Source organism: Mycoplasma testudineum (assembly GCF_002245785.1).
GTDB classification, from domain to species: domain Bacteria; phylum Bacillota_I; class Bacilli_A; order Mycoplasmatales; family Metamycoplasmataceae; genus Mycoplasmopsis_B; species Mycoplasmopsis_B testudinea.
Genome location: NZ_NNCE01000012.1, coordinates 1 through 15,776 on the forward strand (window position 1 = coordinate 1; position 15,776 = coordinate 15,776).

The 15,776-nt window shown below is 26.2% G+C and carries 12 protein-coding genes and 1 tRNA gene; 10 read left to right on the forward strand and 3 right to left on the reverse strand.

The features are described 5' to 3' along the window. On the forward strand, positions 1–186 hold a 186-nt coding region (locus tag CG473_RS04265; protein WP_169709377.1), incomplete at its 5' end, for a hypothetical protein. 47 nt (positions 187–233) lie between these two features. Here CG473_RS04265 and CG473_RS04000 read toward each other — a convergent pair. Then, on the reverse strand, positions 234–1,253 hold the full coding sequence (locus CG473_RS04000; RefSeq protein WP_094255025.1) for a hypothetical protein: 1,020 nt from the start codon (positions 1,251–1,253) through the stop codon (positions 234–236). A gap of 328 nt (positions 1,254–1,581) precedes the next feature. After that, a complete protein-coding gene (locus CG473_RS04005; protein WP_094255026.1) occupies positions 1,582–2,592 on the reverse strand; it encodes a hypothetical protein in 1,011 nt (336 codons plus the stop codon). Between the two features lie 334 nt (positions 2,593–2,926). Here CG473_RS04005 and CG473_RS04010 point away from each other — a divergent pair, with 334 nt between their 5' ends. From CG473_RS04010 to CG473_RS04050, 9 genes are all read left to right on the forward strand, one after another. Then, a complete protein-coding gene (locus CG473_RS04010) occupies positions 2,927–4,918 on the forward strand; it encodes an MIP family Ig-specific serine endopeptidase (RefSeq protein ID WP_094255027.1) in 1,992 nt (663 codons plus the stop codon). 2 nt (positions 4,919–4,920) lie between these two features. Next, a complete protein-coding gene (locus CG473_RS04015; protein WP_094255028.1) occupies positions 4,921–6,933 on the forward strand; it encodes an MIP family Ig-specific serine endopeptidase in 2,013 nt (670 codons plus the stop codon). Positions 6,934–7,125: 192 nt separating this feature from the next. Next, positions 7,126–8,118, forward strand: a complete 993-nt coding sequence (locus CG473_RS04020) for an aspartate--ammonia ligase (RefSeq protein WP_094255029.1) — start codon at positions 7,126–7,128, stop codon at positions 8,116–8,118. A 156-nt stretch (positions 8,119–8,274) separates the two neighbouring features. Beyond that, a tRNA-Arg gene (locus CG473_RS04025) sits at positions 8,275–8,350 on the forward strand. A 56-nt stretch (positions 8,351–8,406) separates the two neighbouring features. Next, positions 8,407–9,420: a phosphatidate cytidylyltransferase gene (locus tag CG473_RS04030; protein ID WP_094255030.1), complete on the forward strand. Its 1,014-nt coding sequence runs from the start codon at positions 8,407–8,409 to the stop codon at positions 9,418–9,420. A 70-nt stretch (positions 9,421–9,490) separates the two neighbouring features. Beyond that, positions 9,491–13,786, forward strand: a complete 4,296-nt coding sequence (locus CG473_RS04035) for a PolC-type DNA polymerase III (protein WP_166623158.1) — start codon at positions 9,491–9,493, stop codon at positions 13,784–13,786. Between the two features lie 9 nt (positions 13,787–13,795). Beyond that, complete coding sequence (locus CG473_RS04040) at positions 13,796–14,209, forward strand: hypothetical protein (RefSeq protein WP_094255032.1); 414 nt, start codon at positions 13,796–13,798, stop codon at positions 14,207–14,209. 217 nt (positions 14,210–14,426) lie between these two features. Continuing rightward, positions 14,427–14,672: a hypothetical protein gene (locus tag CG473_RS04045; protein WP_094255033.1), complete on the forward strand. Its 246-nt coding sequence runs from the start codon at positions 14,427–14,429 to the stop codon at positions 14,670–14,672. Positions 14,673–14,711: 39 nt separating this feature from the next. Further along, positions 14,712–15,452 (forward strand): hypothetical protein, encoded by a 741-nt coding sequence (locus CG473_RS04050; RefSeq protein WP_094255034.1) that lies wholly within the window; start codon positions 14,712–14,714, stop codon positions 15,450–15,452. A 115-nt stretch (positions 15,453–15,567) separates the two neighbouring features. Here CG473_RS04050 and CG473_RS04280 read toward each other — a convergent pair. After that, positions 15,568–15,776 (reverse strand): hypothetical protein (locus tag CG473_RS04280; protein WP_211276224.1); only part of this gene is annotated, 209 nt, incomplete at its 5' end.

Sequence of the window (15,776 nt, forward strand, 5' to 3'; positions counted from 1 at the left end):
TCATACTCAGTTGCAGCTGCTGGAAGTCCGTATTTAAAACTTTCTGACATCTCACCAAAACTATACTGTTCCCAAGTGTTTGCAGATTTTTTGAATGAATTTTATCATTTACCTAACTATTCTACAAAACAATCAGATATTTACAAAATCAGTAATATCCCAAATGAAAAAATAAAAATTTATTAAACAATTAGATATAGAAAAAATTCATGCCCGTTAATGAGCATGAATTTTTATTTATTTAAGTAGTGCTTGGTTAAGTATGGATAGTCATTTAAGTTCATCATATTTACTAAAATGCTATTATTTGTATTAATACCTAATTCTTTTTTATTTAAAACCGTCATGACCGTTCTTTGTTTATGTCAATTGTAATATATTACAAGTGGTATGTAAGGATTTTTTAAAAAATTAAAACGAGATTGTTGATTCTCATTTACAGTTTTAAGTCAGTTGATAGATTTGTCATTGTTTCTTTCTATGTTAATAGTCTTGACATCCAATTCATTTTGATTAGAATTGAATTGAATGTCAACAATTTCTTCAAATTCGCCGATTGTTGAAATTAGGATTAAATTTTCTTCAAAAAAATTGTTATCAATATTATTGAATTTAGCTACATTTTTTAATTTTTCCTGTTTTAAATTTAGCAAATAGTCAAGACTAGATTTCGAGGCTAAATTTGACTCAATATTTTCATCCGTATTAAATGAATATGATAAATAAGTTTTTAAATCATCAAATGTAGTTATTACTTTGTTAAAATTATTCAATTTGTAAGAATATTTTTGTTTACCTAAATTGTTGTCTATAGGTTCTTCAATAATTAAACCATTATTAAGTAAATCAATAACTCGATCACCAGGCAGTCTATTTATTAATTCTAAATTAGTTTCTGTATCAATGAATCCTCGATAAAACTTATCTACATTAATTCCAAAACCGCCATTTCAAAAATGTTTTTTTATAAACTTATTTTTTTCTGAAAACGTAGACCAACTTCAAGATATATTTTCATCAAAGTCAATTCCTTTGAAAAAATAATAATTATTATTTACAGAAACTTTCATGTTCAATAATTTATCGGAAGTATCAATAAATTTAATTTTATTAAAAGAGTTTTGCATTTTTTTAGCAATGACTTTATTTTGCTCAATACTTAATTCGTATTCTTGTTTTGTTTGTGAGCAAGATAAAACAATAAATGAAATAGAAGTAGTCATAAATAAAAATGGTAACAATATTTTTTTCATAATATATGTTTCCTTTCATTTTAATAGGTAATTTTCAAAATTTGTATGTAAGTCTTAATTCATTAAAAATTCGAGTGGGAGGAAAATAATATAATTTTGCTAACTAATCATAATTAAGTTTCATTGATGAAATGAGCATTCTATATTTAAAATTCCTTAATTATGTTTTATGTTGTAATTATTTTTTAAATGTGATTCAAGCTTTATAACAGATTGAGCCTAATTAAAATACTTACTTAATTTTAATTAACATAAAATAGTTTTTATTTGAAATGAATACATGTATAAATATAAAACTTGTATCATTTTGTTTTAAATAGTTCCAATTCTATTTATTCAAATAGTGATTAGTTAAAAGAAAATAATTATCCAAGACCGTTTCTTTTACTTTAATATCACTGGAATCAGATATGCCATATTGTTTTTTGTTTATAACAGTTAATTTAGTATGTTGCTCATGATGATTTCAACCAACAACTGTCGGATAATCAATCCCAACAGTTGTTATTCTTTTAGTTCATATTTCTAAATCATTAACAAGTTTGGTTCAATTATAAAAATTTTCACCTTCTATTTGAATGTGCATCGTTTGAATATTTAGAGTATTAGTTTTTGGATTAAATTGCATATCAACAATTCTTTCACCAATATTGGTAGTTGTTAAAAGAATTAAATTATCTTTAAAATAATTAGCGTCAATTGAATTAAAGTTTTTTAAATTATTTATTTTTTCATTTTTTAATTTTGATAAATAATCAATTCCTTCTTCAGTATCTAGTCTAATATTTGAATCATCTTTTCAATTTTTTGTATAGGATAAAAAATGTTTAAAATCATCAAATGAAGAAATGATTTTATTATAGCTATCAGAACCCCATAAAGTTCTTTTATACATGTCATAATCTGGATTATTACCTTCAATAATTAATTTATTTTTAATTAATTCATTTATTTGTTTTTCAGATAGCTTATTTAAATCCTCCATATTTTTAATTGTGTTAAGAAATCCATAATATATTTTTTTATCTCCATTTTCAATTTTGAAACTTGGCTTTTTATGAAAATTATATTGACGGTCACGCTCACCTAATCAATATTCATTATTTACATTAGCGTCTAATTCTAATGACGAATTTGTTTCATCAACTGTTTTAATTTTATTAAATGTTTTTTCTAATAAAGCGGCAATTTGTTTGTTTTCAACTTCACTAATTGTATATTTTACTTCTTCTTGTAAATTAGGATATGTATCAAATGTATGTTGGTTACAAGATACAGCAATGGCAGCTGTTGTAATCAATGTTAATGGTAATATTTTTAGTAATTTAAATTTTTTCATTATTTTACCCCAATCAAAAGGTATGCATTTTCTAAAAATGATCATTAAATTTTAGAAAATGTTTTAACTAAAATACTAATTTGTATTTAATTATTGCACTATCTTCACTATCACAACATAATTATCCTATATTTGCAATAAAAGATTAGTTTTCATTTAAATTAATGATTATAAAAAACAGCATTTTAGGATATATCATTTTCACTTCAAAAAAATTTAAAAAATTGATTACAAGTCGAGTTTTGAAATTTTTAAAGAATATGTTCAAAATTGAAGTTAATAATGCTATTTAATTTAATTTAAATAAAAAAATCAATTTTTATATAATACCGGCATGAAAAGAAAAATCTTATTTGTATCTATTGGTACACTTAGCACAATGACCATTTCAGTTTCTGCAATTGCATGTGGTAATACTTTTGAAAAAGAACCAATTTTAGAATTACCTACTCCAGTATTAGGAGGTGGTAATGGTAACGTAATTACACCTACACCAGGTGATGGTGAAGAAACTTCTCCAAAACCAGGTGATGGTAACGAAACGTCTCCTAAACCAGGGCAAGGTGAAGAAATAAAAAAACCAGAAAATGGTGCAGGTTCAGGCAATGAACAAAAAGAACCTGATCAAAATGGCAGCAGTAAAGTTACAGACAATAATCCTAATAATGATCCTAAAAACGAAGAAAATCCTAAACCTAGTAATCCTGATGATAAAAAAGTTGATGCTTTACCAGAAACAAACAATTATAAATATCAATTGAAAGCTGATTTTGGAACACAAAAATTATCAACATCATTTTCTGATGCAGGAACGCCAAATGATCCTGATGTAAAAAATAAATCAGTAAATAATCAAACAATCAATTCTCAGGCTCAAAGACTAGATAAAATTGAAGCCTTAAAACTAATTCATGATCGTACATTTTCAATAAGAATAAGTACAACTTCAGACGGAAAATCTTACTTATCAACGCCGCAACAGCGTGGTACTGCTTGATTACTTGATTATCATAAAAAAAGTGAAAATAGTTACACTTTGTTTTTTGCTTCAAACATTCACGTACTTGAATCAATTCATAATACAGCAGCGACCGGATTAGATTTTGACTACAATGTTAAAAACCCTAATCAAGAAGTTAATATTGCTTTTGGTAAAGTTAAACAGGAATTGCAATACAATCCTTTAAATGAAGATGGAAACGGCTATAGAGTAAATGGTGGTAACGGATTTGGTGAAGTAGCTTATGTAACTAATAAAAAATATGATAATAGTTCATTTCAATCAACATACGGTTCATATTTTCAAGGAATGTCAAGTCCTAAATTAATTTTTGCTGCAGCTGATTTTATGTCTGATGAAACAACTAATCAATTTAGTACTATTTTTAAAGATAGAGCATCAAATAAAAATATTTTGGATAATGATTCACAAAAAGAAGAAAAAATAAATCAACTAATAAATCAAAATAAATTTGGATTCATGAAAGATTTTGCTGTTTTTGCTGTGGATATTGACTTAAATAATACAAACTTTGAAGCATTAACAAATTCGGTCTGAGGTAATGATTTTAAATCAAATCAAGAAGGTATTGAATTTACTAAAAAATGATTTAAAAATGCAATGGCTAGTGTTGATAAATCAATTGAATTATCAAAGAAAAAAATACCAAATACTAATGGTGAATTAGCTTACATGAACCAAGATGTTGTAAGTGCAGCTTTTGATAATGGCACTCACACGGATAATCAATTAGTTAATGCTTCAAGTCAGATAAAAAATATTAATATTTTAGGTTATCCAGTAAGAAATGGTATTGCAAGACCAATTTATAATAACTATCAATATAGTGGTTTTAAACCAATAGCTGAAAATGAAAATGTAATTGATTTAGTTAATAAAGACGGAATTGATTCCGGGATTCAAGCAGTAAGTATAGATAACATAAGTTTAGAATGATTTATGGGTAAATTTTGATTTGATTATTATGGATATCAATTCAGACTTAAGCATGCAAGTATCGGTGGCGGAGGAAGTGGTTCACTAGTTACAAGCGATTTTGGATTACCAATAGGAATATATTTTGGAGCAACTCAAACAATGCACGGTGATGATCAAAGTGGTATTGGTTTGGTTGAACCTTTTAGTCAAAGTCAAGATATGTATATTAATTTTAGTGGCGGGCAAGCAATATTACATTCATATAATTTAATTGATAAAACTAAACATAAATTTCAAAAGAATTCTTACCGTTCTAATTTAAAAAGCATTATGGATAAAAACGGGCAAACTGTTTACAAAACTGCATTATTCCCCGAAGGAGTATAACCATGAATAAATCAAAAAAAATTGCTCTAGTTTTAAGTTCTATAATTTCAATATCAACAATAGCAGTTGTTGCTTCTTGTGCTAATAAAATAGGTATTATTGATCCAAGTACAGATCCAGGACTAATTGATGATAAAGATATTATTAAAAAAGGTGATGGTGAAAAAGACCCAGCTAAAAGTGATATTAATACTGTAGATAAGTTTGTTGAATTTTGAAATAAACAGGATAAAAATTTAATAGTGAATGTAGATAAAACTGCTGAAAATTTAAATGAAGAAATGAAGTCAATTTCTTATTCTTCATTAACTGATTTATTAAAAAATAAAAGTAATTATTTTGAATTATCAAATTCTGCAACAGTTAAAAATATTAAGCAAGAATTAAAGGGGAATACCTTATTAATTTCATATCAATATACTCAAGCAAATAAGGAATTATACAATTTAGTTTTAACATTAACTGGCTTTAAAGATGAATCGGTAAAACAGCCAGAAAATCCTAATCCGGAAAACCCTAAACCAGAAAACCCTAGTCCGGAAAATCCTAGTCCGGAAAATCCTAAGCCAGAAAATCCTAAATCAGAAGTAAATTTTGTTTATTCAAATAAAGTAAATAAACAGTCAAATTTTAATCCTATTACAGTTTCAAAAGATGCTTCAACACTTTTAAGTGATGAAGAAATAAATCAAAGAATTTATGATCGAACATTTGGAATATCAATTCACTCTACACCACCAGATGAAACCGACATAATTTATAATTTTTCACAAGGAACAGCATGACTTTTAGATTATGCTTGAAATAGTTCTAAAACAGAAGTTATGCTATATTTAGCTACTAATGCACACGTTTACGGAGCAGCATATAATTCAATGAATTCACAATTCAATAGTCAATTCCCAGAATATGTTTCTACTCAAGGAAATGTAAGCGCTTTTAGTTTAGGTAAAGCAACAGATAATGTTAATTTAAATTCAATTCCAAATGAAACTAACCCAGGAAGTTCAAATGACATAATTTATTATCATAATAATGATAAAGCTAGAAGTGTTCAGACAAGCACTTCAAGTCAAAATAATATTTTTGTTGGTGATGATATCGTTTCTAATCCAAAAACAATATTTGTAGCAACTAATTTTTTTGATGAAAATGCTAATAATGAAATAATTAAAGCATTACAAGATAAAGGTCAAGAATCTGATTATTTTATAAAAGATTTTGCTGTTTTTGGTATTAAAATTAATTACCAAAAACTAGTTGAAAGTATTAAAACAAAAAGTGAAAACCAAAAATTAAAAAATGATATTGATAAAGCAATTTCATCTTTAGATAAAGATATTTTAAGAGCAAAAAATACTAAATTAGCTAATCACATTCAAGGAACTATGCCGTATATAAGTGTTGATTATCTTTCACTTGCTAGATTAGATAAAGATAATATTATTAAAAATAATTCAGAATTTAGTAATTGATATTCTTCACCTAGAAAAGCTTTTATCGGTGGTTATCCAGTTAATAATGGTAAGCCTTTCTTTTTACATAATCATCCTTCTGATGGTGTTTCATTTATAAATCCAGGAATTTTTAATAATAGATCCTTTGGTTCATCAACTAGTGAACAAATAGAATTTTTTTCTAAAAAAGCAACTAAAATTGATGGCGCACATAGAATTGACAATAGCAGTTTATATTACGGTGCTAGTGGGTCTATGGTCATGAATGAAGAAGGGTTGACAATGGGTATTTATACAAACTTATCTTCACGTGTAGAATCAGCTTTTCAAACAAATCATTATGGATTTATTGCATTTTTAGAAAAATCAGTTGATGAATATCTTTTATATGAAAGTATGAACGATGGAAGTCCTGTTGTATATGCACATAATTTAATTGACGGAACTAACAAAAATAAATATCCTAGGCAAACTAAATCATATCGTCAGAATTTAAAAAAAATGGCTTCAGATTTTGATGGATTTACCAAAACTGCTTTATTTCCTAATGGAGTATAAAAATATAATTTAATTGGCAAATTAGTAAAAATTGTTATAATAATCTCATGAAATTTAAACACGCATTAAATAACAATAATAACCACTAATTGCAGTGTTATTTTTAGATTTCAAATTATTATTAAAAATAATCACTGCCTCAATCAGTGGTTATTTTTAATAAATTGAGGCAGTAAAAATTTAAAGGAAAAAATGTACAAATCAAAATTATCAATTAACGATACACAAAAAGCAATCGGAATTATTAAAAGTGTATTTCCAGAATATTTAGCAAAGGAATTAAGTTTAACTAGAGCTACATCTCCATTATTTGTTGATCCAAGAACCGGATTAAATGATGGATTAAACGGTGAATTACCTGTTAGCTTCTCATTTAAAGGCGATCCTACTGTTGTAGAAGTAGTTCATTCACTTGCTAAATGAAAAAGATACTCATTAAAACATTATCAATATCCAATAGGTACAGGTTTATATGCTGATATGAACGCTATTAGACGTGAAGAAGAAGTTGGGCCTATGCATTCTTATTATGTAGACCAATGAGACTGAGAAAAAGCAATTGATGTTAAAGACAGAACCTATGAGTATTTGCAAAGAGTTGTTCGTTCAATTTATGCACAAGTTAAGCGTGCTGAATATAGATTAAAAAGTGAATTTGATGAATTAAGCATTAAATTACCTGAAAAAATTCAATTTATTTCAACACAGGAATTAGAAGATTTATATCCTAATTTAACACCAAAAGAAAGAGAACACACTCACTCAAGAAAAGTTAAAGCTTTCTTTTTAACTCAAGTTGGTTGAGAACTTAAAAGTGGTAAAGTACATGATTCTAGAGCTTTTGACTATGATGATTGAAATTTAAATGGAGATATTATTGTTTATCATCCGACTTTAGATAAATCAATCGAATTAAGTTCCATGGGTATAAGAGTTGATGCTGAAGCAATGCGTTTACAAGCTAGAAAAGCACATAAATTAAGTTTTGAAGATTTAATGGTTAAAAGCCCTTATCATAAATCTATTTTAGAAGCAAAATTACCTTATTCAATTGGTGGCGGAATTGGACAAAGTCGTTTATGTATGTTTTTATTAGAAAAAGCACATGTTGGTGAAGTTCAAGCAAGTTATTGACCTGAAAAAGAAATTCTTAGAGCCGAAAAAGAAGGAATCTTTTTACTTTAATTTATATTAAAAATTAGCTTAATTTGCGACCTAAAAAGTTCAGATTTTGATTTTTTAAATTTTTAATTTATCTATAAAAATTCATTTAAAATTAAATTACTATTATTTTTTACGAGTAGTTTTAACATCACTAAAATTTAATAGAATTTAATTCACGCACCCGTGGCTCAACGGATAGAGCATCAGTTTGCGGTACTGGGGGTTGGGAGTTCGATTCTCTCCGGGTGCGCCATATAAAAACTGTTAAAGGAACAGATCAGGTTCGAGTCCTGAGGTTTTTAAAAAATTATGAACCAAATTTTCGAAAAAATTCCACTAAAAAGAATTGTTCCGGCAATCATATTCATGGTTGTTCTTTTTTCAATCCTTTTTATAAGCATTTTTACAAATGGGAATAATGAAGCATATGCTATAGCTTTAAGATCTTTAATTTTAGTTGTAGTAACCATAACCATATCTTTATTAATTTATGAATTATTAAAATCATTTGAGATTCATTGAAGTATGAGAATTTTATTTATTGCTTTGGCTATAACAAGCATAATAGTTAGTGATAAAACTCAAACAATTCAAAACAGTTTAATTAACAATCCTCCGGTAAATCAAATGGCTTTTAGATTAAAAAGCGATGTATTAGCTGATTGAACTATGTATGCAATTTTAGGTGCTGCTTTTGTATCTTTAATAGGTTATTATTTTATATTTAATAACCAACTTAAAAATAGTGAATTAAGAATTGAAGAAAAAAGATTAATGGCTCCGAAAATAATCTTTTTAAATTCAATTGCTATACTTTTTAGTTACTCACTTATTATAATTTTTTATAGAGGAATATGATTAACAGCTACTTTGCAATGAGAGTTTCTAATTTTACTTTTTGGAATTCCGATAATTTCAGATACTAGTGCTTTTTTAGTAGGTTCATGAATAGGTAAGAAAATAATTAAAAGACCATTTGCACCAATAATTAGTCCTAATAAATCTTTTGAAGGTTTTTTTGCTGGTCTATTAACTAGTATTATTTTTGTTCAAGCGATTTATTGAGGACTAGATTTGAATTCACGTTTTATATCAATTTCACAAACCGATAATGTTGGAATGAAAGTTAATTCAATAATATTATTAAGTTTAGTCGCACCTCTTGTTTCTCCAATTGGTGATTTGTGATTTTCATATTTAAAAAGGAGTAATGGAATAAAAGATTATTCAAATTTACTTGGCGGTCATGGCGGTATGCTTGATCGATTAGATAGTACTTTATTTGTGAATTTTATAATAATGTTAGCTTTTGCTTTTTATTAGATTCTGGTTATCAGGATCTTTTTTTTACTTTAAAAATGGCTTAATGATTTTTTTATATTACAATAAAAACATGAGCAATTTTTTAAAACTAGCAAACAGTTTCGGTATAAAAGTTAAAGATAAATTTAGCAATATTTTAGTAAATGAATGTTCATACGATGAACAGTCAAATTCTGTTGAATTAGGTCTAGAATATAATGAAAAAATTACAGAAACAGAAATGAAAAAGTTAGTTAATGATATCAAAAAAGGTTTTAATAAACATTTTGATAAAGCACTTATAAATTTGTATTGCAACAATATAATTTATGAATCTAATTTTTTATTTTCTAAATTAAAATTAATTGCTAAAAATCAACTTAATGATTCAAATTTATTCAATCATTTACAAAGATTCCATTTAGAATCAAAGCAAAATGATAGTAATATTATCGACTTAGTTACAGATGATGATGTTAGTTACAATTATGTAAAAACTTTTAAACTAAAACTAATTGAATGTATGTCACAAGAAGGTATATCAAATTGTGAAATCAAGCTTGAAAAATCACAACTAAATCATACAATAATAGAAGATTCACATGCTTTAAATTCGGCAATGCAATCTTATGTTGAAAATTCAGTTAAACCAGTAAATGAAGAAAAACAATTTTCAAAATTTAAAAATTCTTTTACACCGTTAACTAATTTAGAATTTTATGAAAGCATGGAACATGATGTTTGTTTAGAAGGTAGAATTTTCAAATTTGATATAGCTAAATCCAAAAAAGGAAATTACTATGCCACAATTGAATTTACTGATGAAACAGAAGCGATTTCTGCAATAGCTTTTGCTAAAACAAAAGAAGAATTTAGTGAACTAGGAATAAATAAATATATTCAAGCTTTTGGTAGTAATAATAATGACCGTAACGGTAATAAACAATTAGTTATTAGAAAATATTCAATTAAAAATGTTTATGAATCAAAACGATTAGATACAAGTAATAACAAGCATACTGAATTAGGTTTTCATACCAAAATGTCAACAATGGACGGTATTGCTACTCCTGAAGAAATAATAGAACAAGCTAAAAGATTTAAACATAAATACATTGGTGTTACAGATACTAATAGTGTTCAACATTTTCCAACTTTTTATCAACTTACAAAAAAAGATAAAGACTTAAATGTAATATATGGAATTAGTTTATCAGTTATTAAAACTAAAGAAAAAGTTTTGTTAAATTCTAATGAAAATAACATTGTTAAGACACACTTAAAAGATATTACTTATGTTTCTTTTGATCTTGAAACAACAGGATTTGCGCCAATTGTTGATGATATTATTGAATTTGGAGCTGCTTTAATAAGTGAAGGAAAAATTAAAGAAAAATATCAATTTTTCATTAAAACCAATCGTGAAATTTCTTCTAAAATTACCGAATTAACCGGAATTAGTAATGCTGATTTAATTAATGGTTATGAAATTAAAGAAGCATTATTAAAAATAAAAGATATCTTTAAAGATTATGTAGTTTTAGCTCATAATGCTGGTTTTGACTTAGGATTTTTAAAACAAAAAGGACTACAATTCGGAATTAAATTTGACAATATTTTTTTAGATACATTGCAAGTTTCTTATTTATTGAATATAGATGAAAAATCTCATAATTTAGGTAGAGTAGCGCAGCGACATCAAATTGTTTATGATTCAAATGTTGCACACCGCGGTGATTATGATGCTGATGTTTTAGCTAAAACTTGAATAATTATGATTTCAAGATTAGTTGATTTAAATATTACAACACTAGAAGAATTAGACAATTATCAAGTTGACGGTTATTTAAAAAAACAACGTGAAAATGAAATTAAAATTTGAATAAAAAAACAAGCAGGTTTAAAAGAGTTATACAAAATTATTTCAAGTGCTCTTACTGAATATTTTTATGATCCGGCAAAATATCCAATTGAATCATTAAAATTATCTGATAACTTAATTTCATCATCAGGTGGTGTTGACGGCCCTATTTACGAAACTTTATTTACAAGAGATGAAGAAGAATTAAGTTGATGAATGGACCAAGTTGAATACATTGAATTAGTTCCTTTATCCGGTTTAAGTCATAAATTTGTTGATAATTCTAGAGAAGATATTATTGTTCTTGTTAAAAAATTAATTTCAATGGCAAAAAATAAAAATAAGAAAATAATTGTTTCTGCTTCACCTAGATATGTAAATCCAAATGATAAGATCGTTCACGAAGTATATATTGAAGCATCTGGAATTAAAAACAAACGTAATAAATTATTCAGTTACCGGGCTAAAGATGAAGTTAAATATCCTGACATGCATTTTTTTACTACTACAGAATTATTTGATGATTTTAAAGACTTGCAATTAGATGAACACGAATTACTTGAATACATTGTTTTAAATCCTAATTCATTAGCTGCTTCAGTAGAAAAAATTAAGATACTTCCAGATAAATTGTACACACCAGAATTTGACAATAGTAAAGTCAAATTAAAAGAATTAGTTTATGAAAATGCATATAAACAATATGGTAATCCTTTACCAGAAAATATTGCAAGTAGAATCGAAAGAGAATTAACACCTATTTTAAAATATGGTTTTGACGTAATTTATTGAATTAGTACTAAATTAGTTGCTAAAACAAATGCAGACGGTCACATCGTTGGTTCACGTGGTTCGGTAGGTTCATCTATTGTTGCTACACTTTCAAAAATAACTGAAATAAATCCTTTAGAGCCTCATTATTATTGCACTAATTGTAAATATATTGAATTTGTAGAAAATCCGCCTACAAGTAGTGGTTTTGATTTAGATGATAAAATTTGCCATAACTGTAATATAAAATTACGCAAAGACGGACAAACCATTCCTTTTGAAACTTTTCTAGGTTTTGATGCTGATAAAGTTCCTGATATAGATTTAAATTTTACCGGTGATTATCAAGCGACAATTCATAATGAAGTTAGAGAATTATTTGGCGAAGCTTACACTTATAGAGCCGGAACAATATCTGCTGCAGCTTCAAAAACAGCTTATGGTTATTTAATGTCACATTTTGATAACAAAAGTAAAAAACCTTCTGATGCTTATATTAATTATCTTTTAACTAAAGCAGAAAAAGTTAAAAGAACTACAGGACAGCATCCTGGCGGGATCATAGTTATACCTAAGCAATTTGAAGTTGAAGATTTTACTCCGATTAATTATCCAGCTGAAAATTTAGATAGCGACTGAAAAACAATTCACTTTGATTATCGAGCTATACATGATAATTTATTAAAACTTGATTTACTAGGACATAAAGATCCAAAAGCACTAGAAATGCTACTTAGAATAACTAATATAAAAGTAGAAGATATTCCTACTAAAGATGAAGCTGTTATTAAAATATTTTCATCATTAGAATCATTAAATATTAAACCAGAAGATATTAACGGTGAAAAAACCGGGGCTTTAGGTATACCTGAATTTGGAACAGAATTTGTTAGAGGAATGCTTTGAGATATAAAACCTAAAAGTTTTTCTGATTTAGTTGCTGTTTCTGGTTTATCCCATGGTATCGATGTTTGACTTAATAACGGTGAAATTTTAGTTAAACAAAAAGGTTACAGTTTAGAAGAAGTTATAACAACTAGAGATGAGATGCTTCGAAAATTAACTAAAATGGGAGTAGAAAATAAATTATCTTTTAACATTATGGAAAAAGTCCGTAAGGGCAAGGGAATAAGTGATGAAGAAAGACAAATAATGACACAACATGGAGTTAATAAAGACTATATTGACTCTATGGATAAAATTAAATATCTTTTCCCGCGTGCACATGCTGCTGCTTATGCTTTTATGGCTTGAAGAGTAGCTTATTTTAAAGTTCATCACCCGCTTGAATATTATGCTACATATTTTACGGTTAGAACCGAGCATTTTGATATTAAGTCAATGATTGGTGGTAAATCAGCTATTGATGCAAAAATTAAAGAATTGCAAAATCAAAGATCACAAACAGGTAAAGCACTTTCAAGTACACAATCAAGTATTTTACAAACACTTTATATAGCTCAAGAAGCTAGTGCTAGGGGCATAAAATTTGCTATCTTAGATTTAGATAAATCATTAGCAATAGAATGGATTTTTGACAAAGAAAATAATGTATTAATTCCTCCATTTTCAGTTGTTGATGGGCTTGGTGCTATAGTTGCTGAAAACATTATTAAAGCAAGACAAGAAAGACCTTACAAAACAATTGATGATTTTGTAAAACGAAGTGGAGCAAATAAAAACTCAGTAAATCTTTTGATGGAAATTAGTGTCTTTGATGAAATAGCCCAAGAAGAACAAAACACATTATGATAGGATTATTTTATGCAAAATAAATGAAGTAAAGAATATTTAAATAAATTGACTTTAAAAATGAAAATTGGTTTAAGTATTTATTTTGTATCTTTTTGATCTTTGATATTGTTTATCGTTTCTTTAATTATTTTCTATTTTTCATATATGCAACCTAGATCAATTAATATATCTCATTACGGAGTAATAGTAGCTGTAATTGTGGCAATAATAATTTTTATAATGTCTATATTCCTAGGTTATAAAATTAGTCAAGAAATAAAAAGAATTAGCGAAGATGAAAACAATACACCAATTGAAACTAAATTTATTAAAACCATAAGTGAATCAATGATACAAATTTCTAAATCAATTTATAGTTTTAAAAAAATCGTTGAAGCATTCAAAATTATTAAAGAATTTAAGAATAATTATTTTCTTCAATAGTATTTGAATCATTTAATATTAATACAATTACATGTCACTTGATTTAGTGTGAATTTTTATTAAACAGCAAAATTCTTAGTTAAATTGTCTTATCAATCTAGTACTTTATTTTTAATTCAAGAATAAAAAGTGCTTGCAATGTATGTTAACTTCTATCTATATAACTCTGTAAACAATTTATAAAATAATTAAAATTGCAATTTTGTATAATTTATGTATGTATAAAATTAAAAAACAAAAAAACTATTTGAGATTTAAAATGAAGAAATTTATATTATGAAATTTTTTAACTGTAATTTCGCCTACTTTATTAGCTGCGATATCATGTTCTCAATCAAATCCAGAAAACGATTACACATTAAATACTGAGCAAAACAAAGAAATTGCTAAACTTATAGAAAAAACTTTCAATTTGATTAAAAATATTGATGGCGAAAACAATCAATTGAAATTAAAATTATAAATTAATGCTGGATATAAATTAGATATTAATGACGGAAAAGTGAAAATTAGCGAAAAAAATTGATATGACTTAAATGATCAAAATTTTAAAAAATATTTTTATGGTTTTATAGACACTATATCGAATCTAGAACTGATGAATCATTTAACTGAAAATCAGTTTTCCGATTTTTTGAAAAACAAATTGATTATTCAGGATTCAATTCCAAATTTTATTAATGATAATACGTTTATTCACAGAGAATCATTGCAAAATTATCATAATGTAATTACTTCATTCGAACAATTTAAATCATTTATTACTTCATCAGAAGATTTAACCGATATACAAAAAAATGAATTTGGTACGCAAAAAAGTATTGACTACTTTAAAAAACTAAAAAAAGATAAACTTGACACATTAGTTGAATTCAATGGTATAAATGAATTATTTTTCAAAGAAAATTTCATTCTTTTATCAGCAATGAATAAACATGAGCATATTGTCGATATAAAATTCAATCAATCAAAAAGAGAATTAAATGTTAAAACTTTTGGATTTGAAAAACAAGATGTTAATTCAATTGATTGAGAGAATATCGTTAATAAAAAAGAAAAATGATCTATAGAATATAGTAAAACTAAAGAAATAGTCCCGGAACCTACAAATTGATGACATGAACAAATTCCCGTTTTGACAGTATTAAATAAAAATAGTTTAGAAATAAGGTTAGGGCCGTTTTATATTGAAGGAGTTTTTAATTTTGAAAATATTAGCATTTTCCGTAAATATTTTTCATAAAAATTAGTTAAATCACTTTAAAAATTTATTTACTGCATACAAAAAACTATGACTAATCAATTTGTAGTCAATTAAGGGTGGTTTTATTCTTTATTTATTTATAGTTGTACTATTTTTATTTAAAATTTAGTTTTGATAATTCGTGTTTTAACGAATTAAGAATTACTCCAAATGAATTGTCAACAATCTCAAGTATTTTCGGGTATGTGTGTCTCCCTACTTCGTAAAGCTTGTTAATCATATTGTCTCTTTGGTCTTTGATTATTTTTATCTTATTGTCGAGAATAATTTTTAGTTTTGCCTTATTGTCATTAAAAACTTTTG